This window comes from Sphingobium boeckii (assembly GCF_014199215.1).
GTDB classification, from domain to species: Bacteria; Pseudomonadota; Alphaproteobacteria; order Sphingomonadales; family Sphingomonadaceae; genus Sphingobium_A; species Sphingobium_A boeckii.
On record NZ_JACIJC010000002.1, the window covers coordinates 290,779 to 311,730 of the forward strand.

Sequence of the window (20,952 nt, forward strand, 5' to 3'; positions counted from 1 at the left end):
TAAGATTATCCAGATCAGCGCAGCAGCACCAATTCCTCCGCCATGCTTGGATGCAGCGCAACCGTATCGTCAAACGCCTGTTTCGTGAGACCGGCCTTCACCGCCACGGCCGCGGCCTGCAAGATCTCCGGCGCATCGGGGCCGATCATGTGGAGGCCGACAACCTTCTCGGTCACGGCGTCCACGATCATCTTGTAGAGCGAGCGTTCGTTACGGCCAGCGAGCACATTCTTCATCGGCCGGAAATCGGACTGATAGACCTTGATCGAGCCCAATTTGTTGCGCGCCTGCCCCTCGGTCATGCCCACGCCCGCGATCGGCGGCGTGCTGAAGACCGCGCTCGGGATGTTGGTGTAATCCACGCGGGTCGGCTTTTTGCCGAACACGCTGTCGGCAAAGGCCTGGCCCTCGCGGATCGCGATCGGGGTGAGCTGGACGCGGTTGGTCACATCGCCCACGGCATAGATGCTCTCCACGTTCGAGCGATTGTCCTCGTCCACGATCACCGCGCCCTGCTTGTCCAGCGCGACGCCCGCATTCTCCAGCCCCAGCCCCTCGGTCTTGGGCTTGCGACCCGTGGCGAAGAGCAGACAATCGGCGATGATCGGTTCGCAGCCCGCCATGAAGATCTTAAGCGAGCCATCGTCCAGTTTCTCGATCTTCTCGAACGGCGCGTTAAAGCGGAATTCGATGCCCTTGGTCATGGAAATCTGGAGCAACCGATCGCGGATCTGCTCATCGTAACCGCGCAGGATCGTGTCCGAGCGGTTGACGATCGTCACATGGCTGCCGAAGCCGTGGAAAATGCCGGCAAATTCATTGGCGATATAGCCGCCGCCCGCGATCACCACACGGCGGGGCAGCGCATCCAGATGAAACACCTCGTTCGAGGTGATGCCATATTCAGCGCCGGGCACATCGGGGACGATGGGCCAGGCACCGGGGGCGACGAGGATCTTGCCTGCAGTCACCGTCCTGCCCGAAGCCAGCTCCAGCTCATGCGGCCCCTTCACCACCGCGCGATCGAGGATCACCTCGACCTTATGGTTCTCCAGCGTCTCGGTATAGGCCTTGTTGATGCGGTCCACGTCCGCCATCACATTGTCACGCAGCGTGACCCAATCGAACTTGGGCGTGCCGACATCCCAGCCAAAACGCTTGGCATCCTGCAGATCCTCGGCGAAATGCGCGCCATAAACGAGCAGTTTTTTGGGCACGCAGCCGCGGATGACGCAGGTGCCACCGACGCGATATTCCTCTGCCACCGCGACCTTGGCACCATAAGCCGACGAGACGCGCGACGCCCGCACCCCGCCCGAGCCAGCGCCGATGGTGAAGAGGTCATAATCATAGCTGGTCATGGCAAGTCCCTGGTCGATCGCGCGATATTTGCTCGTGATCTAGGCATGATGGCGCATGGCCGCAACGTGATTGGTGCGATCAGTCTGATCGGATCGGTCACTTCGTCAACCGACGCATCGTTCGGGCCGAGCCTGTCGAAGCCTCTTCCTTCTTTACGATCAGCAAGAAGGAAGAGGCTTCGACAGGCTCAGCCCGAACGGTGAGTGGAACATCATCCCAGCGCCCGCGCGATCAGTGCCCGCGTCGAGGCGTCGAACCGGTCGGTCCCTTCGCTCTCGATCGATTTCGCGATCGCCTTGCCCAGCTCCACGCCGAACTGGTCGAACGGATTGATCCCGAGCAGAACCGCATTCACGAACGTGCGCTGTTCATAGAATGCGATCAGCGCGCCCAATGTCCGCGGATCGACCTGCTCCAGCAGGATCGTGCTCGAAGGACGGTCGCCCGCATACGCACGCGCCTTGTCGTCGCTTTCCTGGCCCGCCATCAAAGCCGCGCCCTGCGCAAAGCAATTCACCAGCAATTGCCGGTGATGCGCCTCGTCCAGCGGATGACCCGGCTCGATCGCGGCGATGAACTCCACCGGGATCAGATGCGTGCCCTGATGCAGCAACTGGAACACCGCATGTTGCGCGTCCGTGCCGACGCCGCCCCAGGTGACGGGCGCGCTCGGGCGATCGAGCGGCACGCCCTCGGCAGTCACGCTCTTGCCATTGGATTCCATCTCGAGCTGCTGGAGATAGCTTGGCAGCAGGCGCAAGCGCTCGTCATAGGCGAAGGCGGCGCGTGTCTGGCATCCGCGCATCTGCGCATAATAGAGATCGGCGAAAGCCGCCATCGCCGGTGCATTCTTGCCGAGCGGTGCCAGGCGGAAATGCCGGTCCATCTCGGCCGCGCCCTCCAGCAATTGCTCGAACGCATCCCAGCCGAGCGCAAGCGCTGCAGGAAAGCCGATGGACGACCAGAGAGAATAACGCCCGCCGACACTTTCAGCGAACGGCAGGACGCGGGTCTCATCCACGCCCCACTCGACCGCCTTTTCGGGCGCTGCGGTCAGCGCGACGACACGGCCATAGGGGTCTTCCACGCCCGCCTCCGTCATCCATTCCAGCGCGCTCTGCGCATTGAGCAAGGTTTCGGTCGTCGTGAAGGTTTTCGACGCGATGGCGATCAGGGTCGCGCCCGGATCGAAGCGGTTGAACACCTCCTCCAGCGCCGCGCCATCCACGTTGGAGACGATCGCGACCTCATAGCGGTTTGAATCGCGGCCCAGTGCATCCACCAGCAGATCGGGGCCAAGCGCGGACCCACCGATGCCGATATGCAGCACCTGGCGGATCGGCCCCAAGGCTTCGGCTTCGATCGCGTCGATCAGCCCGCGCATCCGCGCATGAAAATGCCCCGCCCGCGCCACGCTCTCGGGCGCGCCCTCGCCGCGCTCGGCGGTGTGCTCCACCGCGCGGCCTTCGGTGACATTGATTTCCTTGCCTGAAAACAGCGCCTCGCGCGCCGCGGCCAGCCCCATCGCGCCGGCCAGCGCCTCGAAGCCGGCGACCAGATCGGAAGTCAGATGCGTTTTCGACCAATCGAAGTGCATCCCCGCCACGTCCAGCGTGAGGCGCGACAGCCGGTCCGGCTCTGCCTTGAACAATGCGGTGAGCGTATCGCTCTCCAGCGCTTCGATCCGTTCCCAGGCGTTCTTGGCGTCAGTCATGCGAATCTCCGGCTGCGGTCAGACATTCCCTTTATCGGAACGCCGCGGGCGCGTAAGCCGTCTTGGTGCGGATCGGCTGATGGCGGGCACTGCTCATGGGCACGAGCCCAAGGTTCCTCCACTGTTCGGGCCGAGCCTGCCGAAGCCCCTTTCTCCTAACTCTCCTCCTCGTCTTCGTGGAGGGGAGAAGGAAGGTAAGGCTTCGACAGGCTCAGCCCAAACGGCATTGTGGGATGAGATCGCAGCAATTGACCCTTCCCGATATACGTGTATATGCACGCACTGATGACGTCCGCACCCTGCACCTGCACAAAGCTCCGCCGCTCGGCGCGCACGCTCACCGCGCTTTATGATGAAGCGCTGGCACCATCCGGCCTCACCACGCCGCAATTCGCGCTGCTACGCACGCTCGATCGCGCTGGCCCCTGCTCGCTCACCGCCTTTGCCGAACGCACCGGCCATGATCGCACCACGCTCAGCCGCACGATCGGCGCGCTGGAAGCGCAGGGACATGTGCGCTTCGAAGCGGGAGCCGATAAACGCAGCCGCGCCGTTTCGCTCACCGAACAAGGCAGCGCCGCGATCGCGCGCGCACTGCCCTGTTGGTCGCAAGCGGAGGATCGCATAGAGGCGTTGCTGGGGCCGGATCGCGCGCGGCTTTTCGCAATATTGGATCGGATCGAGGCGTTGCCCGTATGAATTTATTCTCTGCATCCCGGATGAAATCACCCTGGACCGTGATCCTGTGCGCGGCTGCCATTGTCACGCTTTCCATGGGCGTGCGCCAGTCGTTCGGGCTGTTCATGCCGCAAATGGGCGTGGCGCTGGATATCAGTCGCTCCAGCTTCGGCCTGGCGGTGGCGATCCAGAATATCGCCTTCGGGCTGGCGCAACCCTTTGTCGGTGCGCTGGCAGACAAGCATGGCGCGGGTCGCGTGGTCGCCGGGGGCGCGATCCTCTATGTCGCCGGGTTGATCGCGGCGTCCTTCGCCGCCGATGCGCTCGGCATTCATATCTCGCTGGGGCTGATGGTCGGCCTCGCCATGGCGGGCTGCACCTTCACGGTGGTGCTGGGTGCGGTCGGGCGCGTCGTGCCCGAAGACAAGCGTAGCATGGCCTTTGGCGTTGTGACCGCGGGTGGATCGATCGGCCAGTTTCTGGTCGTGCCCGCCGCGCAGGCGATGCTCGCAATCTTTGGATATCGCACCTCCTTCATCCTGCTGGCTGGTTTGATGGCCTTATCCATTCTGCTGGCGATCGGCGTGGCCGGCCGGCCCGAAAAGGCAAGCGGGCTTGAACCGCAGCAAAGCGCGGGCGAAGCGCTGAAGGAAGCGCTGGACCGGCGCAGCTTCTGGCTGCTCAACGCCGGCTTTTTCGTCTGCGGCTTTCATATCACCTTTATCGCCACGCATTTCCCTGCTTACCTCAGCGATCGCGGCCTGGGCATCGGGATCGGTGCCAGCGCGCTGGCGCTGATCGGCCTGTTCAACATATTCGGATCCTATGCCTTTGGCCTGGCGGGAGACCGCTTGCCCAAGCATCGCGTTCTGGCAGGGCTGTATGCCGCGCGCTCTGCGGTTATCGCCCTGTTCCTGATCTTGCCGCTCACCCCTTTAACGGCGCTGGCTTTCGCATCGGCCATGGGCTTCCTCTGGCTGGGCACGGTGCCGCTCACTAGCGGGCTGGTCAGCCAGATTTTCGGCACGCGGCATCTGTCTCTGCTGGGCGGCGTGGTCTTTCTCAGCCATCAGGTGGGCAGCTTCTTCGGCGCCTGGGCCGCGGGCTATGCCTATGACATGCTCGGATCCTATGATGCCGTCTGGGCCACGTCGATCATACTCGGGCTGATGGCAGCGCTGATCAATCTGCCGATCAACGACCGGCCCGTCGCGCGCCTGCGCCCGGCGGCGGCATGAAGCGGCCCCATCCGCTCCTGATTTTGGGCATCGGTGTGGCAATCGCAGCGGCGGGCCTGTGGCTCTGGCGCGATCAGGGAGCGTTGGTGTGGATGAGCGGGATTGTGGCGGCGTGCTTTTAGACTTGTGTCATCCTCGCGAACGCGGGGATCACGCTTCTTCTTTCTTCGGATGCTTCAAGGAAAAGCGGGATTCCCGCGTGCGCGGGAATGACAGGCGGGGCCAACGCTTGACGCCCGGCCACTGGCGCAGCAAAGCGCAAACATGACCGAAGCCACACCCGAAGCCGCCCCCGAGGCGCTGGCCGAACCTACGCCTGCCCCTTCAGCGCCGCCTAAGAAGAAGTCCGAAACGCTCGATTTCATGGCGTTTCTGCTCAAATTGGGCATCTTCGTCTTCATCTTCCGCAGCTTTTTTGCCGCGCCCTTCAACATTCCCTCGGAATCGATGATGCCCCGTCTGCTGGTCGGGGATTACCTTCTCGTGTCCAAATGGAATTATGGCTATTCCAAATATTCTCTGCCGTTCAGCCTGCCGCTGATCTCTGGCCGCATCTTCGCGAGCGTGCCCGATCGCGGCGATGTGGTGGTGTTCAAGGCACCCCCGACGCAGGAACAGGATTATATCAAGCGCGTGATCGGCCTGCCCGGGGACATCATCCAGATGCGCGACGGTCAGGTGATATTGAACGGCACACCCGTGCCGCGGGTGCGCGTGGCCGATATCGTTCTGCCCGAAACGCCGAGCAGCGCCTGCTTGACCGATTCCGCCGCCGAACGCACGCCGGACGGCGCGATCAACTGCCATTATCGCCGCTTCCGCGAGACCCTGCCCAACGGCAAGAGCTTCTTCACGCTGGATACGGACAGTCTGCAGGGCGAGAACACCGGCACCTTCGTAGTGCCGCAGGGCCATCTCTTCATGATGGGCGACAATCGCAATCACAGCGCGGACAGCCGCTTCCCCGCCTCCCCCGGCGGCGCGATCGGCATGGTCCCGGTCGATAATGTGGTGGGCAAGGCGTGGTTCAGCGTCTTTTCCACCGATGGCACGGCCAATTGGCTGCTGCCCTGGACCTGGTTCACCGCTGCCCGGCCGGAGCGCATCGGCGAGACGTTTTGAGCCATCCCGATCTCTCGGCCTGGATCGAGGAACAATTCGATCATACGCCGAAGGATCTGGCGCTGTTCACCCGCGCGGTCACGCATGGCAGCCATAGCGTCAACACCTATGAGCGACTGGAGTTTCTAGGCGATCGGGTGCTCGGCCTCGTCATGGCCGAATGGCTGTTCACATTGTTTCCCGCCGAGCCGGAGGGCAAGCTCTCCAGCCGCCTCAATGCGCTCGTCACGGGCGAAACCTGCGCCCGCATCGCGCGCGAGATAGGCGTGATCCCTCATCTGCGGCTGGGCAAGCAGGCGCGCGACGATGGCGCGTCGCAATCCGATAATGTGCTGGGTGATGTCGTGGAGGCGCTGATCGGTGCGCTCTGGCTGGAATCCGGACTGGACGCGGCGCGCGCCTTCATTCGCCGTGCCTGGGGCGATATCGTGGAAACCCAGATCAACGCCCCCAAACATCCCAAATCCGGGCTGCAGGAATGGGCCGCAGCCCATAACCGCAAACCGCCGGTCTATGAAATCACCGATCGCTCTGGACCGCACCATGCGCCGCGGTTCACGATCAAGGTGTCGATCGGGACGCTGGCGGAGGCGACGGGGACCGGAACATCGCGGCAGGAAGCGGAAACCGCCGCGGCGAAAGCGCTGCTGGGGAAATTGGGCTAAAAATCTTCTGTCGACTGAAGTTTCAGTTAAATTGGTTGACCGAGTTTCATCCAGTCCTCCATCGCAGCGACCAATTCGCTCGTAGGGTAATCTTGAATGTCATCATCCGAAAAACCCGCAGCCAATTGCCGTTCGTAATACCAACCTTGGAAATCGGCATATTTTCCCAATATGCGGGCTGGCCCCTCTGCATCAGGCACTGCTTGAGCAGCCAACCAATTGCGCACCTTCCGAACCGCTTTTTCAAACGAACCGTCATGCGCCTCAATGTCCCAACCAGCGATATCCGAAAGGGCTATCCGGTAATCGAAACGACTATGCTCCAATACAAGAATTTTCTTTTCGGCGAGCGGCCCGCCCCCTGCCATTCTGAAACCGAAATCAACACCCAATTCAAACGGCATGTTCAAACGAGAATATTCATTCGCGGCTGCCGACCGCGACCTGCTGAGATCATGAATTCCGTATTTCGATCCTCGGATCAAATCTAAAATCCGAGCTAATCGAGGCTCAGCGCCGTCACTATTCTCGGGCGCTAATCTAGGAGAAAATCCTAGGTAGGTAATGCAAAACGCCATTGCTTGAAGAATAGGCTCAAATCCTTCATCAAATGGGCAATTGATGAAGACAGAACGATCAAATGACGTCGGCAATTTTATCCCTTTGATGAATGCGGGTCATTACCATAAGAGTTTCGTTCCCTGATCCTGCCATCCTTGCCGTGAATGTAAAGCTCTGACCTTTGATTTTTAGCAATGTTTGCACCAGCAGCAATCGCTTCAGCTTGAGTTTTATAGGTTCCGCTAGCCCTTGAGGCTCCCTCTTTGCGAACACTCCACTTTCCTTGATTCGGAACTACATGTTGCCCCTTCTTCGTCATCTTCAGCTCCAGATTGGATTGGATTGAGTTTAAGATACGTCCAGCATCCACTCAAAACAACCCCGACGATGACACATCTTCATTGACATCCCTTCACATCGCAACGCCCAAAACCTTGCCTTCCGCGGCCAACCCGCGCAAAGGCTGTCGCAATGGATATCACCCCACTCGCCGATCAAGCCCCCCTCCCCGCGCAGCAATGCGGCCTTGTCGCCATCGTCGGCGCGCCCAATGCGGGCAAGTCGACGCTCGTCAATGCGCTCGTCGGCCAGAAGGTCGCGATCGTCAGCCCCAAGGCGCAGACCACGCGCGTGCGCCTGATGGGCGTCGCCATCCATGATCAGGCGCAGATCATGCTGGTCGATACGCCGGGCATTTTCGAGCCGCGCCGCCGACTGGACCGCGCGATGATCGCCGCAGCCTGGGGCGGGGCGCAGGATGCTGACCTGATTGCATTGGTCGTCGATTCCAAGACCGGGCTCGGCGCCAAGGTGGAGAAGATCGCCGATGCGCTGAAGGGCCGCAGCGAACCCAAGATCTTGATCCTGAACAAGGTGGATATTGCGGACAAGGGCAAGCTCCTGATCCACGCGCAGAAATTGAGCGAACGGCTCGATTTCCAGGAGATCTTCATGATCAGCGCCACCACCGGCGATGGCCTGATGGATCTGAAAGGCGCGCTGGCCAAGGCGATGCCCGAGAGCCCGTGGCATTTCCCCGCCGATCAGGTGTCCGACGCGACCGACCGGATGCTCGCCGCCGAAGTGACGCGCGAGCAGCTCTATCTCCAGCTTCACGCCGAACTCCCTTATGCCGCTGCAGTCGAGACCGAGAAATATGACGAGCGGCCCGATGGTTCGGTGGAAATCCACCAGCAGATACTGATCGGCCGCACCAGCCAGCGCGCGATCATCCTGGGCAAGGGCGGCCAGCGGTTGAAGGAAATCGGCTCACGCGCGCGCGCGGAACTGTCAAACCTGCTCGGCGTGAAGGTGCATCTGTATCTGCATGTGAAGGTGAAGCCCGATTGGGAAGAGGATCGCGGGGTTTATCGCGATATCGGGTTGGAGTGGGTGGAGTAGCGCACCCTCACCTTTCCCGTCATTCCTGGCACTTTCCTGTCATTCCCGGCCCTTCTCGCGAAAGCGGGAATCCAGCTTTTCCTTGAAGCATCCCAACGAAGAAGCTGGATCCCCGCCTTCGCGAGGATGACAGCGTTATTTGCACGCCCTCTTGCTACCCCTCAATCCGCCCCCGGCCCATCGTCCTCCAGCCGCGGCACGACCGGCGGCGGGGTCACACGATCGCCGGGCCTTGGTGCGGGAACTGGCGCGGGCGCGGGATCGGCGTTGATCCGGACGCCCTCCGGCCCGATCTGCACGCCCACGTTCATCCCGCCGATCTCGCCTTCGATCGACATATTGAGCGCAGCATTCTCCGCATCCAGCGCCTCGTCGCTGGCATTATCCTCTTCCACCGCGATCGCCTCGGCGGGTTCGTCCAGCGCATTGGACATGAAATCGCGCCAGATCTTGGCCGGGATGCCGCCGCCGGTGAGCCCCGGAATCGGGCTGTTGTCATCATTGCCGACCCACACGCCTGTCACCAGATCGCCCGCATAGCCCACGAACAGGCCATCGCGGCTGTCCTGCGTGGTGCCGGTCTTGCCATAGGTCTTGCTGTTCAGCGCCGCCGCCCGGCCTGTGCCGTTGACCGATGCCGCCAGCAATGTGCGCAGATCATCGAGCGTGCGCGAACCATAGCCGCTCTGTCGATCCCACAGGCTGTCATACCAGCTCGAATTGCCCGCGGGCAGACCATGCGCCTTCACCGGATAGGCTTCGTTCGCCACGCTCGCATAAGCCGAGGTCAGCTCCAGCAAGGTCACGCCCGATGTGCCCAGCGCGACGCTGAGGTTATCCTCGAGCGGGCTGGTGATCCCCAGATCGCGCGCGGCGCGGATCACCTTGGCGATCCCCACCTGATGGGCCAGCCGCACGGCAGCGACATTGCTCGATTGCGCGAAGGCCTCTTTCAGCGTGATATTGCCGCGATAGCGTCCGCCATAATTCTTCGGCTCCCAAGTGTCGAACACCACCGGGGAATCATCGATCATCGAATCGGGTGTCATGCCGGAGCGCAGCGCTGCCAGATAGACGAACAGCTTGAAGGTCGATCCCGGCTGGCGCTTCGCCTGGGTGGCGCGGTTGAACGTGCTGTCTGCATAGCTCTTGCCGCCGACCATCGCGACCACCTGGCCATTGGGCTTCATGACGACGATCGCCACCTGCGCCTTGCCAACGCCGCCGCGCTTGGCCGCATTCTCCGCCATTTTCTGCAGACGGTCGTCCAGCGTGGTCGTCACCTCCTGCTCGGCATAGACCGCGCCCGCCTTGTCGCGCGCCTCGGGCAACACCCAGTCGGCGAAATAGGTGCCGCTCTTCACGTCACTGATCCCGCGGATATCGAGCCTGGCGGGCCGCAGCGCGCGATGTTCGGCCTCGGTGATGAACCCGGCCTCCACCATCGCCGCGGTGACCAGCTCGGCACGTTCCTGCGCACCCTTCAGATTGACCGTGGGTGCCAATCTCGACGGCGCTTTCAGCAAGCCCGCCAGCATCGCCGCCTGCGCGATCGTCAGTTTCTCGGGCTGACGGTTGAAATAATGAACCGAGGCCGCGCGCAGGCCATAGACGTTGTCGCCGAAATAGACGTTGGACAGATAGCGCGCCATGATCTCGTCTTTGGACAGCCAGGCCTCCAGCCAGAAAGCGATGAACACTTCGCGCAATTTCCGCGCCGCCGTCCGGTCCGAATTGAGGAAGGCCACCTTGGCGAGCTGCTGCGTGATCGTACTGCCGCCCTGCCGCATCCCGCCGGCGCGCGCATTGGTCCACATCGCACGCGCGAGGCCACGGGGATCAAGCCCCCAATGGCTATAGAAGCGCCGGTCTTCGATCGCCATGAACGCCTGCGGCACATGTTCGGGCAGCTTGGAGACTTCCACTGGCGCAGCGATGATCGCTCCCTTGCGCGCGATCGGCTTGCCCTGTTCGGAGAGGAGCGTGATGCTGGGCGGGGCGATGGGTTTGAGGGATTTGGAGAGCGGCGCGGTGACCGCCAGCCACGCCACCAGCAGCATGAACACAACGAACATCGCCAGCGACGCCCACTTCGCGCGCCTTGCCCATATCCGCCAGCGCGGCGGCGCTGGGGGCGCGATCGGTTCGCCGGTGACGGGATCGAACGCCCATTGCTCGGGCGCGGGCACGCCGCCGGGCAAGGCGGGTTCGGGAGCGGATTTGGAACGCCAGAAACTCATCGTGCGGCCATAGTGTTATAGTCTGATAATACAGTCAACCGCCCAACACCTCACGCACCCATGTCGGCACCAGCACGCTTGCCGGCCCCATCCGGGCATCATCGAAATAGACGCTTCCGGCGGACGGGTCGAGGTTCAGTTCAAGAGTTTTTGCACCATGATGCCGCGCGGTCCGTACGAACCCGGCCGCAGGATAGACCGCGCCGGAGGTCCCGATCGAAACGAACAGGTCGGCAGACGCGATCGCGCGGTCGATCCGGTCCATCTCATAAGGCATTTCGCCGAAGAAGACGATATCGGGACGCAGGGCGTGAGCACCGCAGCCGGAGCATTTAGGGGGCTGGAAACTCTTTGCGGGGGTCACACCCTCCCCGTTTGTCCCGAGCGAAGTCGAGGGACGTGGTGCGGGGGACAGACGTCCCTCGACTTCGCTCGGGACAAACGGTTGTGTGGCAGCCATCATATCCCCCGCCCAGCGCACCGCCATCCCGCACGCCGCGCACAGCGCCGACAGCAATTCACCGTGCATATGCAGCACCCGCCTCGCCCCCGCGCGCTCATGCAGATCATCCACATTCTGCGTCACGATCAGCAATTCGCCCGGCCAAGCCGCGTCCAGCGCCGCCAAAGCCTCATGCGCCGCATTGGGCACGACCCCGGCCAACGCCGCGCGCCGCGCGTCATAGAAACGGTGCACCATCTCCGGATCCCGCGCGAGCGCCTCGGGCGTGCAGACATCCTCGACGCGGTGCCCCTCCCACAGCCCGTCCGGCCCCCGAAAGGTGGCAAGCCCGGATTCGGCCGAAATGCCCGCGCCTGTGAGGATCACGATGTTGCGGATGTGGGTCATGATCTGAAGGTCATTAGGCTCTTGTCACCATTTGCTAAAGCGGCTTCACCAGCACATCGAAAAACAACGGCGGATTGACTGGCACCGGGAAATCGCGTTTCTCGCCGGTCACGCAATAGCCGCGCCGTTCGTAATATCGGATCAGCTCGACGCGGCGGTCGATGACCGTCATTTCCATCTGCCGCGCCCCGAACACATCGACCGCACCCCGTTCGGCGGCCTCGATCAATTGCTTGCCCAGCCCCCCCGCCTGCAGCAGCGGATCGACACACAGCAGCCCGAGATAGCTCGTCCCCTGCCCCTTGTCCGAAATCTGCACGCAGCCAATCGTGGTGCCGGCCTGCTCGGCGATCAGCAGGCGCTGCTGCGGATCGGCGATGATCGCGGCGAGTGCGGCCTCATCGGTGCGCTGGTCATCGAGCAGATCGGCCTCATGCGTCCAGCCCTGCCGCGCGCTGTCGCCGCGATAGGCGCGCTCGATGACGGGATGGAGCGCTGCAATATCGTCGGGCGTGGCGAAGCGGATGGAGAGGGTTGAGGTCATTTTACTATATTCCCGTTTGTCCCGAGCGCAGTCGAGGGACGTGAGTGCAGGTGACCGCGTCCCTCGACTGCGCTCGGGACAAACGGTTTAAGGGAGCATTTCGCAGAGACAATAGACATGTCCGCCGCTCTCGATCATGAAGCGGCCATCCATTCAAGGGCGAGAACATGACGCAAATCGGGATTTACGGCAGCGCGGGGCGCATGGGGCAGGCGATTGCGCGGGCGATCGAAGAAGCCGGCGCATCCGTCGCGGGCGGCGTGGATGCCGGGGGCGATCCTTCCGCGCTGGCAAAAACGGCGGACGTGCTGGTCGACTTCTCCGTGCCGTCCGCCCTTGTCGGCAATCTCGGCGCGGCGGTCGCGGCGGGCAAGCCGATCGTGATCGGCGCCACGGGACTAGGCCCGGACGATCATCAGACTATCGACGATGCCGCGCGGCATGTCGCGGTGCTGCAGACCGGCAATACCTCGCTCGGCGTCACGCTGCTCGCAGCCCTCGTGCGGCAGGCGGCGGAGCGACTGGGGGCGGACTGGGATATCGAACTGGTCGAGATGCACCACCGCCACAAGGTCGATGCACCTTCGGGCACCGCATTATTGCTCGGCCAGGCGGCGGCCGCCGGACGTGGCGTCGATCTCGCCAGCGTCAGCGATAGCGGGCGTGACGGGATCACGGGCAAGCGCGAACCCGGCCATATCGGCTTTGCGGCACTCCGCGGTGGTTCGGTGGCGGGCGATCATATGGTGATCTTCGCGGGCGAAGGCGAGCGGATCGAACTGGGCCACCGCGCCGAGAGCCGCGAGATTTTCGCAAGAGGCGCGGTCAAGGCTGCGCTGTGGCTGGCGGACAAACCGGCCGGGCGCTATCGTATGGAAGATGTGCTGGGGCTTTAGGGTGAACGCACACCCTTCCCCCTTCCCGTTTGTCCCGAGCGCAGTCGAGGGACGTCTGTCGCGGCACCAACGTCCCTCGACTGCGCTCGGGACAAACGGGATGGATGGATCCACGTGACGAGGAAGATGAAAAAGGCTGACATCTTCGAATTCTATGCCCGGCTCGCGGCAGACAATCCCGCCCCCGAAACCGAGCTGGCCTATGGCAATCATTTCCAATTGCTCGTCGCGGTCACGCTCTCCGCGCAATCGACCGATGTCGGCGTCAACAAGGCGACGCGGCGGCTGTTTCAGGAGGTGAAGACCCCCGAGCAGATGGTCGCATTGGGCGAAGCGGGCCTCAAGCAGCATATCAAGACGATCGGCCTGTTCAATGCCAAGGCCAAGAACGTCATCGCCCTCTCGCAGCGGCTGATCGCCGCCTATCACAGTGAAGTCCCCGCAGATCGCGACGCGCTGGAGACGCTGCCCGGCGTCGGCCGCAAAACCGCCAATGTCGTGATGAACTGCGCCTTCGGGGCGGAAACCTTCGCGGTGGACACGCATATCTTCCGCGTCGGCAATCGCACCGGGCTGGCACCGGGCAAGACCCCGCTGGCGGTGGAAAAAATCCTGGACAAGAGCACACCCCAGCCCTTCCGCCTCCACGCACATCACTGGCTGATCCTGCACGGCCGCTATACGTGCAAAGCGCGCACGCCCGAATGCTGGCGCTGCAACGTCGTCGATCTTTGCGCGTTCAGGCCCAAGACAGCCATGCCGGCGCAAAAGGTCGCCAGACAACAGCCAGGAGACCCATGATGCGCGCCATCCTCCCCCTCGCCGCGCTTGCCCTGATGACCAGCGCGAGCGCGCTTGCCGCCAAGACCGACCGCAATGCCGTTCCCGCCGCCACGCCGGACGGCCCCGCAATAGATTGCGTGCAAATCAGCGCCATCCGCGACACCCGCGTCCATGGCGACAAGGTGATCGATTTCCACATGCGCGGCGGCAAGGTGTATCGGAACGAATTGCCCTATCAATGCAGTTCGCTCGGCTTCGAGGAGCGGTTCAGCTATCAAACCTCGATCAACCGGCTCTGCTCGGTGGACGTCATCACCGTGCTGCGCAATCCGCCCTTAACCCAGGGACCAAGCTGCGGCCTTGGCAAGTTCCAGCCGGTGAAGCTCGCCAGGAAGAAATGAAAACCCTCGCCAAGCCCAATTCACTTTGCTAGGCGGGCATCGCTCCAACACGCAGCACGGATGCACCCGTAGCTCAGCTGGATAGAGTACTGCCCTCCGAAGGCAGGGGTCACTGGTTCGAATCCAGTCGGGTGCACCAATATTTTCAATGACTTACGGTGTTTGAGATTGACTGTAGCCGCGATGGGCCGGCTTCTATGCAGATCAGCCGGTGCCAAGACCCCGGCTGGTATCCCGTTCGATGATATCGCAACCCAGCCAAATGCGTGGCGCTGGGTCGCCCACCGATCCTATGCGCGCCATCAGCGTTGAAACGGCGGTTTGGACGAGCGCGGCCATGGGAACATGGACCGTCGAAACCCTGTGTGAGATCCAGTGCGAGGCCGCCGTGTTGCCAAATCCAATGATGGACATATCTCTGGGAACATCCATGCCATGAAGGGTCCGGGCCGCGTCGAGAAACCCTATGGCCAAGCTGTCTGTGGCGGCGAAGATCGCATCTGGCCGATCGCCTTCGTTCAATACCGCAGCCGCCGCGCGCACGCCGCCTTCATATTGCCAGTCCTCATCGATCCACCGACATGCCGCACTGCCAGCCGCTTCCATGGCGTCTGCAAAGCATTCGAGTTCGCGCGAACGGCCGGGATTCGCCGCGATGGCGAGCGGCCGTCGGCGGCCCTCGTCGAGCATCAATTTCGCAACCGATCGCCCGAGTTCGGGGCCGTCGATCCACACTAGGCTCGCGCCCTTCAGCTGCTCGCCGCGGTTCAATATCACCACGGGGACGTGAGCGGCCTGAGCTGCCGCCATCGATTGCGCCGATGGCGCGGCGGAGAAAATGATCATGCCCTGGATATGGCTCGCCAAGACATCCTTGAAGACGCCGTCGATGCGGGTCACGTCCGAACAGAGGAAAAATATGGCGTGCAAGCCCTTGCTCGTGAGTTCGTCATCCAGCCGATCACTCATCTCGCGGAAATGGCTGTGCATATTGGCGATGATCACGCCGACAGGCCGCGCCTTCGATCTACCTTCAGGCAATGGAATGCGGCTGGGTTGATAGCCCAGCGACTTTGCAGCAGCCAATACCAGCGAACGCGTCGCCGGTGCCACACTGGCTCCTGGCGTAAATGTGCGAGACACAGCGGACCGGGAAACCTGCGCCAGCTTCGCGACATCGCCTGCATTGATCCGCCGGTTGGAGAAGGGTTTCGCCATTTTCAATCCCGCCAATTTCGGCATTTCCAGACCTCGCTTCCGGCAGCCGAACCAACGCCTTCCAGCGTCGCAACGACAGCGCACAGCCCCGCAACAATGCAAGGCCATGCGCCGTCCGGCTGACCGCCGCCGCAGAGATCCGTTATGCCAATGACATATCTGTTCATACACTATGCGACATATTGCAAAATTTGCAATAAACCGGATAAAAATGGATATTATTCGAGCAGTGAGAACATCATTGCAAAATATTATTACAGTTTTTTGATTTAATATGACTTGATATTTCAGTGTCTAAAACGGCCCAGAGGTCATTTCGCACCCTCGCCTTCCGGCCGGCTTTGCGCGCACCGCAAAATAAAACTATCTGCTTTTGAATAGCAGTCCATTGAATTTATTATTGAATTTCTGGTCACCGATTCAACAGCTCAAGGCCCAATCGCCACAAAGGGTTGACAAAGACCGTCCCGATTTCTCCACTGTGCGGACATAGTTGCAAAGAGTGAAGCGAGCTTTTTGCAAAATGATAGCTTTCTTGCATCGAAAGACGAACCGAACTCGCGTACACCTGCCCAATCAGGATCGCGGCTTCCGGGGATCATCTGGCAAGAGGACATGCCCTACCATGACACTGACTCGCACAATTGGTTCCTACGTTATGGGGCCGACCGATGACCGCTCGAAATGGCTGACGTGGGAAAATTTCATCGTCACGACCAACCCGGACGGCAGCCATACGGCGCAGACAATGACGCGCTTTCCGGGCGGCTCGATCGTCCGCCACGTCACGCAGACGGTCAATGCCGAATTCATGCCGATGGACGGCGTTCTCCGCTTCTTTGTCGGGCCTGAGCATCAGGGCACGCTGATCCGCCGCGTCGTCGGCGATTCGGTGACGTCGCTGCTGCTCGCCCCCGATGGCAGCCCGATCGAGGAAGCGACGCTTCCCGGCGGGGCCGATCTCGTGCTCGGCTACCACCCGACCACGGTCGAAGGCTGGAAATTCACCCAGTGCGACCGCACCGTCGCCGGCACCCAGCATGTTCGCATCCTGACGACATCGGCCACCTGGAACGGTGGACAGATGACGCACGGCAAGGAAGTGACGCTCGCCATCGAATATATCGGTGAAGAGGAAATCACGGTTCCGGCTGGCACCTTCCTGTGCGACCATTATCTTTGGCACACCGGCGCGATCGACGCCGATATCGAAGTGTGGACGACCGGCCAGGACCGAATCTGCGCCAAGGTTGTCGGTCATGCCAAGGGTGTGACCTATGAGCTCGCCTCTTGCGATGTGACGCACTTCGGCGACGAGATGGAGTTCGACTTCTGATGAAACTGCGCTGTCACACCGCCCTTTTTACGCGGCCCCAGAGCTTGGGAGCATCTGCATGATCCGGGTTGCGACAGCGCAGATGGAAACCGGCAAGGACACCGATCGTGTTCTGCGCCAGATACTGGAACTGATCGACGAGGCTGCGCAAGGCGGCGCAGACCTCGTCCATTTCCAGGAAAATCTGAATTACCCAACCTCTTACGACAATCGCGAACATGCGTGGAATGAGGCGATTACGATCCCAGGCCCGATGGTCAATGCCATTTCCGAACGTGCGGCCGCCCATGGCATCCATGTGTCGTTCAACGCCGCCGTTCGCGGCGAATTTCCCAACGCTTATATGGTCAATCACCTGATCGGCCCCAAAGGCGAATATATCGGCAGCAACGCCAAGCAGATTCTGATGTGGATCGAGCGGCTGGCGTTCGTGCCGGCTGACGCGCCCAATGCGGTCTATGATACCGCGCTCGGGCGGATCGGGCTGCTGTCGTGCATGGACGGCCTTATTCCGGAGACCGCGCGCACGCTCGCGCTCCAGGGTGCCGACATCATCCTCAATTCGCTCTGCTCGAACGGGCTCGACGAAGCCCATCTCCATATCCCCGCACGCGCCGCCGAAAACGGCGTGTTCATGATCGCCGCCAACCGCATCGGCGACATGGTGAAGGGCGCAGATCTCGAACGCCTGATTCGCGAGTCCGGCATGACGCGGGAAAAGGTGATGGGTGCCGGCGAAAGCCAGATCGTCGGCCCGCAAGGCGAGGTGCTCGCCCGCGCCGGGCGCGACACCTATGGGCTGACCTTTGCCGATATCGATCTTGCCAGCGTCGTCCGCGATACGCGCCTCGCGGGGCGCCGGCCCGAATGCTATGCGCTGCTGACCCAGCCCAACGAGACGCTCACCGCCCTGACCGCGGGTCGTGCGGACGCCGGCACGGTGACGGTGACGACGGTTTCGCCAGCGGGAGCCGATTTCGAGACGCGGCTCGCATCGGCGATCGCCGAACTGGGTACTGTCCCGGCCGGTTTCGCGGTACTGCCGGAACTGTTCGCCTGGGATATCGCCACGCTCGTTGCAGGATCTGCGCTCCAGGCCCAAATCCAACAGGCGATCGCCGCGATTGAGAGTCTGGCAGCCGAGCGCGCGACTTACATCGCTGCGGGCATCCCCGAGATCGTCGAAGGCCGCCTGGTGAACCGTGTCGTCCTGATCGGGCCGGACGGCGCGATCGGCCAATATCGTCAGGTCCATGCAGACCCCGCGCTCGGCTGGGGTTTGAGCGGCGACGACTTCCCGATATTCGATCTGCCGTTCGGGCGCGTCGGTCTGCTGCTCGGCTCGGAACTGATCTATCCCGAAGCGGCCCGGATGCTCGCGCGCAAGGGCGTCGATCTGGTCGCCTGCCCGGCGACGTGGCGCGACGAGTGGCAGGTGGCACTGATGCTCGCAGAACGCTCGGCCGAAAACCATATGACGATCGCCGCCGCCAACCGCGCGGATTCACCATTTGATGCACCGAGCGCGATCCTCACCACCCCGCCCGTCTATCGCTTCCCCGATACGATGGAGGTCAACAATCCCGATCGCTTCGACGCAGCCGGTCGCGGCGCGACGTTGAGCGCCGAGATCGACCTCGCGCCCAATCGCGACAAGCGCCTGATGGGCAGCACCGACCTTATCCTCGATAGCCAGCCGCAGCTTTACGGGCGTCTGGTAGAAGCAAAGGCAGCAGCATGAGCAGACCCGATATCGGCACGTTGCGCGGCGCGGCGAGCCTCAACGACGAGAGCTATCTCGACTTTGTCGAGGGGCTGCGCGGTTTCAATCTGGGCGTCATGGTCCCGCGGCTGGTCCGTTCGGCCGATGCACTCGGCGGCGCGATGGCGCAGGACACCCCGCCCGCGACCGCATCCGATTTATTCCACAAGCTCGATACCGTCCCGGCGGCGCAATTGGCGCGGCGGATGATGCGCAGCACGCAGATGATGATGTGGCGCGGCGCGGGTCAATCCTATCGCAAGATCGCGGACGATCTCGGCGGCTGGCTGGATGCGACCGAACGGGCCGCGCCCGCCTTGCTGCGGATCGATCCCGATTTCGCTTATCCCGATTATATCCGTCAGCAGGACATCCACCTTCAGCCCGGCAGCTATCAGGATGATGCGCTTGCCGGCTTCGTCTATCACTATGGCTCTAAGATCTTCTTCACCGGCGGCAATGATGATGATCATCTCCATCGCGCGATGGCGGAATGGTGCCCGATCGAAGGCGAGCCCACGCTGATCCTCGATATCGGCTGCGGCATCGGTCAATCGACCACCGCCATGAAGCAGCGTTTCCCCAACGCCGAGGTGCACGGCATCGACGTCGCCGAACCCATGCTGCGTTACGCTCACGGTCGAGCACAGGATATGGGCCTCGATGTCCATTTCTCGCAACAGAGCGCAGCACAGACGGACTTTGCGGACAATTCTGTCGATGGTGTCCTGTCGATGATCCTGTTCCATGAACTGCCGCGCGAAACCGCCGAGGGCGTGGTGCGCGAAATGGCGCGGATCCTGCGTCCGGGTGCCACGATGACGATCATCGATTTCCCGCACATCCCGCCCGAGGAACTCAGCGGCCGTCACTGCATGAGGCTGTTCGATAGCTGGTATAATGGCGAGCCCTTTGCCCCCGGCTTCGTCTATTCGGACTTCACCGCGCTGTTGCGCCAGCATTTCGACGACGTCGATGACAATTACCGGCCTGCCGCAACCTCGACGGGTGCGCTGCAGATCCGCGTTTGCAGGAAAGCCTCATGAACACCGAAGAGATAGCCGATCTGCGCCGCTGGTTTGATGCAAGCGGCGGCATCGCCGACGGCCGCCCGTTTCTGGGCGACCGCCGCCTCGACGCGATGGTCGAGGTGATGCTTGAGATGGCGGCCCAGCTCTGGGTGCTGCGTCGCCGCAATACGGTGCTGGAATCAGCGCTGGCCGCGGCCGGCACGCTCGCCGCCGATACGGTGGAGCAGCACCAGCTCTCCCCCGAAGCGACCGCCACGCTGCGCACCGAGCGCGCCGATTTCGTTGCCACCATTTTCCGCAGTCTCGCCGAGCTGCCCATCGATCCAACTCCAAAGGAAGCCTGATGACCACTGAAGTTCTGAATTTCCGCCGCGGCTATTCCAAATGTTTCCTCGGCCAATTGCATTATCGCGAATATGGCGAGGGCGAGCCCATTCTCTGCCTTCACCAGTCGCCGCAATCGAGCGGGATGTTTGACACCGTGCTGCCGATGCTCGGCGAGCATTTCCGCACGATCGCCATGGACACGATCGGCTACGGCATGTCCGATCGCCCCGGCCGCATGGTCGAGCCCGAGGAATATGGCCAGACCATCATCGACTTCCTCGATGATATGGGTCTGACCGATCCGATCTCCGTCATCGGCGTCCACACCGGTGCCTATTTCGCGACGCAGCTTGCCGTGCAGGCACCCGAGCGGGTCAAGAGCATCGTCCTGTCCGGCCCCGTGCTGCTCGATCCCAAAGAACCGATCACGCCGATGCGCGCGCCGGCCACCTTCCCGCGCCCCGATGGCGGCCATCTGACCGATCTGTGGAACCTGCGCTGGAAGAATGTTTCGCCGGTGAACAACATCGAAGCATTCGAGAAGCTGTACGTCGCCGCGCTTTCGGCGGGCGAAAAGGCGCAGGCGGCCTATTATGCTGCCGGCAAGCTCAACACGCTGGAGCAGTTGCTCAACGACGTGAAGGTCCCTGCCTATATCGTATGGGGCGACAAGGATCTGTCGGCACCGGGGATCATGGCCTGCCTGCCGCTGCTCGCAGGCAAGGTGCCCGACTATCGCATTGAAGGCGGCACGCTCGATACCATCGAGGAATTCCCGCAGGAATGGACCGACGCCTGCGTGCGCTATATCAAGGAAGGCTGA

At 62.2% G+C, this 20,952-nt stretch carries 22 protein-coding genes and 1 tRNA gene; 15 read left to right on the forward strand and 8 right to left on the reverse strand.

From position 1 onward, the window contains the following. Window positions 1–14: 14 nt before the first annotated feature. The gene (gene gorA / locus FHS49_RS06570; RefSeq protein ID WP_184016569.1) at window positions 15–1,361 is read right to left on the reverse strand and encodes a glutathione-disulfide reductase; all 1,347 of its coding nucleotides are present in this window, start codon (window positions 1,359–1,361) and stop codon (window positions 15–17) included. A gap of 212 nt (window positions 1,362–1,573) precedes the next feature. Next, the gene (pgi, locus tag FHS49_RS06575) at window positions 1,574–3,076 is read right to left on the reverse strand and encodes a glucose-6-phosphate isomerase (protein ID WP_184016570.1); all 1,503 of its coding nucleotides are present in this window, start codon (window positions 3,074–3,076) and stop codon (window positions 1,574–1,576) included. A gap of 285 nt (window positions 3,077–3,361) precedes the next feature. On the opposite strand from pgi, the gene FHS49_RS06580 reads away from it, so the two are divergent. The 5 genes from FHS49_RS06580 (at window position 3,362) to rnc (ending at window position 6,779) form a co-directional block, all read left to right on the forward strand. Further along, window positions 3,362–3,775 (forward strand): MarR family winged helix-turn-helix transcriptional regulator, encoded by a 414-nt coding sequence (locus FHS49_RS06580; protein ID WP_184016572.1) that lies wholly within the window; start codon window positions 3,362–3,364, stop codon window positions 3,773–3,775. Then, the gene (locus tag FHS49_RS06585) at window positions 3,772–4,992 is read left to right on the forward strand and encodes an MFS transporter (RefSeq protein ID WP_184016575.1); all 1,221 of its coding nucleotides are present in this window, start codon (window positions 3,772–3,774) and stop codon (window positions 4,990–4,992) included. The genes FHS49_RS06580 and FHS49_RS06585 overlap by 4 nt, the downstream gene beginning before the upstream one ends. Next, window positions 4,989–5,114, forward strand: coding sequence for a hypothetical protein (locus tag FHS49_RS19825; RefSeq protein WP_281397044.1), 126 nt, complete (start codon window positions 4,989–4,991; stop codon window positions 5,112–5,114). Before FHS49_RS06585 ends, FHS49_RS19825 begins: the two co-directional genes overlap by 4 nt. Window positions 5,115–5,355: 241 nt before the next feature. Beyond that, window positions 5,356–6,114 (forward strand): signal peptidase I, encoded by a 759-nt coding sequence (lepB, locus tag FHS49_RS06590; RefSeq protein ID WP_246350470.1) that lies wholly within the window; start codon window positions 5,356–5,358, stop codon window positions 6,112–6,114. Beyond that, complete coding sequence (rnc, locus tag FHS49_RS06595; protein ID WP_184016579.1) at window positions 6,111–6,779, forward strand: ribonuclease III; 669 nt, start codon at window positions 6,111–6,113, stop codon at window positions 6,777–6,779. Before lepB ends, rnc begins: the two co-directional genes overlap by 4 nt. Before the next feature lie 26 nt (window positions 6,780–6,805). On the opposite strand, the gene FHS49_RS19490 is transcribed toward rnc, so the two are convergent. Beyond that, window positions 6,806–7,432, reverse strand: a complete 627-nt coding sequence (locus FHS49_RS19490) for a hypothetical protein (protein WP_221240411.1) — start codon at window positions 7,430–7,432, stop codon at window positions 6,806–6,808. A gap of 2 nt (window positions 7,433–7,434) precedes the next feature. Then, on the reverse strand, window positions 7,435–7,659 hold the full coding sequence (locus FHS49_RS06605; protein WP_184016581.1) for a DUF2188 domain-containing protein: 225 nt from the start codon (window positions 7,657–7,659) through the stop codon (window positions 7,435–7,437). 152 nt (window positions 7,660–7,811) lie between these two features. Here FHS49_RS06605 and era point away from each other — a divergent pair, with 152 nt between their 5' ends. After that, a complete protein-coding gene (gene era, locus FHS49_RS06610; protein WP_184016583.1) occupies window positions 7,812–8,741 on the forward strand; it encodes a GTPase Era in 930 nt (309 codons plus the stop codon). Window positions 8,742–8,902: 161 nt separating this feature from the next. Here the strand turns inward: era and FHS49_RS06615 are convergent, their stop codons facing one another. Genes FHS49_RS06615 through FHS49_RS06625 form a run of 3 tightly spaced genes read right to left on the reverse strand, consistent with a single transcriptional unit; the run spans window position 8,903 to window position 12,375 of the window. Next, window positions 8,903–10,981: a PBP1A family penicillin-binding protein gene (locus FHS49_RS06615; protein WP_184016585.1), complete on the reverse strand. Its 2,079-nt coding sequence runs from the start codon at window positions 10,979–10,981 to the stop codon at window positions 8,903–8,905. A gap of 34 nt (window positions 10,982–11,015) precedes the next feature. After that, the gene (locus FHS49_RS06620) at window positions 11,016–11,831 is read right to left on the reverse strand and encodes an NAD-dependent deacylase (protein ID WP_184016587.1); all 816 of its coding nucleotides are present in this window, start codon (window positions 11,829–11,831) and stop codon (window positions 11,016–11,018) included. Window positions 11,832–11,865: 34 nt separating this feature from the next. After that, window positions 11,866–12,375, reverse strand: a complete 510-nt coding sequence (locus FHS49_RS06625; protein ID WP_184016589.1) for a GNAT family N-acetyltransferase — start codon at window positions 12,373–12,375, stop codon at window positions 11,866–11,868. A 167-nt stretch (window positions 12,376–12,542) separates the two neighbouring features. Here FHS49_RS06625 and dapB point away from each other — a divergent pair, with 167 nt between their 5' ends. The 4 genes from dapB to FHS49_RS06645 all read left to right on the forward strand — a co-directional run bounded on the left by dapB (window position 12,543) and on the right by FHS49_RS06645 (window position 14,594). Further along, entirely contained in the window at window positions 12,543–13,271 is a 729-nt protein-coding gene (dapB, locus tag FHS49_RS06630; protein WP_184016591.1) for a 4-hydroxy-tetrahydrodipicolinate reductase, read from the forward strand. A 126-nt stretch (window positions 13,272–13,397) separates the two neighbouring features. Next, window positions 13,398–14,072, forward strand: a complete 675-nt coding sequence (nth, locus tag FHS49_RS06635) for an endonuclease III (RefSeq protein ID WP_184016593.1) — start codon at window positions 13,398–13,400, stop codon at window positions 14,070–14,072. Further along, complete coding sequence (locus tag FHS49_RS06640) at window positions 14,069–14,455, forward strand: hypothetical protein (protein WP_425502674.1); 387 nt, start codon at window positions 14,069–14,071, stop codon at window positions 14,453–14,455. The genes nth and FHS49_RS06640 overlap by 4 nt, the downstream gene beginning before the upstream one ends. A gap of 62 nt (window positions 14,456–14,517) precedes the next feature. Beyond that, window positions 14,518–14,594: transfer RNA gene (locus FHS49_RS06645), tRNA-Arg, on the forward strand. A 65-nt stretch (window positions 14,595–14,659) separates the two neighbouring features. On the opposite strand, the gene FHS49_RS06650 is transcribed toward FHS49_RS06645, so the two are convergent. Then, the gene (locus FHS49_RS06650) at window positions 14,660–15,673 is read right to left on the reverse strand and encodes a LacI family DNA-binding transcriptional regulator (protein WP_184016595.1); all 1,014 of its coding nucleotides are present in this window, start codon (window positions 15,671–15,673) and stop codon (window positions 14,660–14,662) included. 625 nt (window positions 15,674–16,298) lie between these two features. Here FHS49_RS06650 and FHS49_RS06655 point away from each other — a divergent pair. Genes FHS49_RS06655 through FHS49_RS06675 form a run of 5 tightly spaced genes read left to right on the forward strand, consistent with a single transcriptional unit; the run spans window position 16,299 to window position 20,952 of the window. Next, on the forward strand, window positions 16,299–17,009 hold the full coding sequence (locus tag FHS49_RS06655; RefSeq protein WP_184016597.1) for a hypothetical protein: 711 nt from the start codon (window positions 16,299–16,301) through the stop codon (window positions 17,007–17,009). Between the two features lie 58 nt (window positions 17,010–17,067). Further along, window positions 17,068–18,750: a carbon-nitrogen hydrolase family protein gene (locus FHS49_RS06660; RefSeq protein WP_184016599.1), complete on the forward strand. Its 1,683-nt coding sequence runs from the start codon at window positions 17,068–17,070 to the stop codon at window positions 18,748–18,750. After that, window positions 18,747–19,817 (forward strand): class I SAM-dependent methyltransferase, encoded by a 1,071-nt coding sequence (locus tag FHS49_RS06665; protein WP_184016601.1) that lies wholly within the window; start codon window positions 18,747–18,749, stop codon window positions 19,815–19,817. The genes FHS49_RS06660 and FHS49_RS06665 overlap by 4 nt, the downstream gene beginning before the upstream one ends. After that, a complete protein-coding gene (locus tag FHS49_RS06670) occupies window positions 19,814–20,146 on the forward strand; it encodes a hypothetical protein (RefSeq protein WP_184016603.1) in 333 nt (110 codons plus the stop codon). Before FHS49_RS06665 ends, FHS49_RS06670 begins: the two co-directional genes overlap by 4 nt. Next, the gene (locus FHS49_RS06675; RefSeq protein WP_184016605.1) at window positions 20,146–20,952 is read left to right on the forward strand and encodes an alpha/beta fold hydrolase; all 807 of its coding nucleotides are present in this window, start codon (window positions 20,146–20,148) and stop codon (window positions 20,950–20,952) included. The genes FHS49_RS06670 and FHS49_RS06675 overlap by 1 nt, the downstream gene beginning before the upstream one ends.

Bases quoted from the DNA above. Each gene is read 5' to 3' on its own strand.
- nth (WP_184016593.1), top strand. From the start codon at position 13,398: ATGAAAAAGGCTGACATCTTCGAATTCTATGCCCGGCTCGCGGCAGAC.
- FHS49_RS06580 (WP_184016572.1), top strand. From the start codon at position 3,362: ATGACGTCCGCACCCTGCACCTGCACAAAGCTCCGCCGCTCGGCGCGC.
- FHS49_RS06660 (WP_184016599.1), top strand. From the start codon at position 17,068: ATGATCCGGGTTGCGACAGCGCAGATGGAAACCGGCAAGGACACCGAT.
- lepB (WP_246350470.1), top strand. From the start codon at position 5,356: ATGGCGTTTCTGCTCAAATTGGGCATCTTCGTCTTCATCTTCCGCAGC.
- dapB (WP_184016591.1), top strand. From the start codon at position 12,543: ATGACGCAAATCGGGATTTACGGCAGCGCGGGGCGCATGGGGCAGGCG.
- FHS49_RS06655 (WP_184016597.1), top strand. From the start codon at position 16,299: ATGACACTGACTCGCACAATTGGTTCCTACGTTATGGGGCCGACCGAT.
- FHS49_RS06615 (WP_184016585.1), bottom strand. From the start codon at position 10,981: ATGAGTTTCTGGCGTTCCAAATCCGCTCCCGAACCCGCCTTGCCCGGC.
- FHS49_RS06665 (WP_184016601.1), top strand. From the start codon at position 18,747: ATGAGCAGACCCGATATCGGCACGTTGCGCGGCGCGGCGAGCCTCAAC.
- FHS49_RS06605 (WP_184016581.1), bottom strand. From the start codon at position 7,659: ATGACGAAGAAGGGGCAACATGTAGTTCCGAATCAAGGAAAGTGGAGT.
- era (WP_184016583.1), top strand. From the start codon at position 7,812: ATGGATATCACCCCACTCGCCGATCAAGCCCCCCTCCCCGCGCAGCAA.
- gorA (WP_184016569.1), bottom strand. From the start codon at position 1,361: ATGACCAGCTATGATTATGACCTCTTCACCATCGGCGCTGGCTCGGGC.
- pgi (WP_184016570.1), bottom strand. From the start codon at position 3,076: ATGACTGACGCCAAGAACGCCTGGGAACGGATCGAAGCGCTGGAGAGC.
- FHS49_RS06650 (WP_184016595.1), bottom strand. From the start codon at position 15,673: ATGGCGAAACCCTTCTCCAACCGGCGGATCAATGCAGGCGATGTCGCG.
- FHS49_RS06670 (WP_184016603.1), top strand. From the start codon at position 19,814: ATGAACACCGAAGAGATAGCCGATCTGCGCCGCTGGTTTGATGCAAGC.
- FHS49_RS06620 (WP_184016587.1), bottom strand. From the start codon at position 11,831: ATGACCCACATCCGCAACATCGTGATCCTCACAGGCGCGGGCATTTCG.
- FHS49_RS19825 (WP_281397044.1), top strand. From the start codon at position 4,989: ATGAAGCGGCCCCATCCGCTCCTGATTTTGGGCATCGGTGTGGCAATC.
- FHS49_RS06625 (WP_184016589.1), bottom strand. From the start codon at position 12,375: ATGACCTCAACCCTCTCCATCCGCTTCGCCACGCCCGACGATATTGCA.
- FHS49_RS06675 (WP_184016605.1), top strand. From the start codon at position 20,146: ATGACCACTGAAGTTCTGAATTTCCGCCGCGGCTATTCCAAATGTTTC.
- FHS49_RS06640 (WP_425502674.1), top strand. From the start codon at position 14,069: ATGATGCGCGCCATCCTCCCCCTCGCCGCGCTTGCCCTGATGACCAGC.
- FHS49_RS06585 (WP_184016575.1), top strand. From the start codon at position 3,772: ATGAATTTATTCTCTGCATCCCGGATGAAATCACCCTGGACCGTGATC.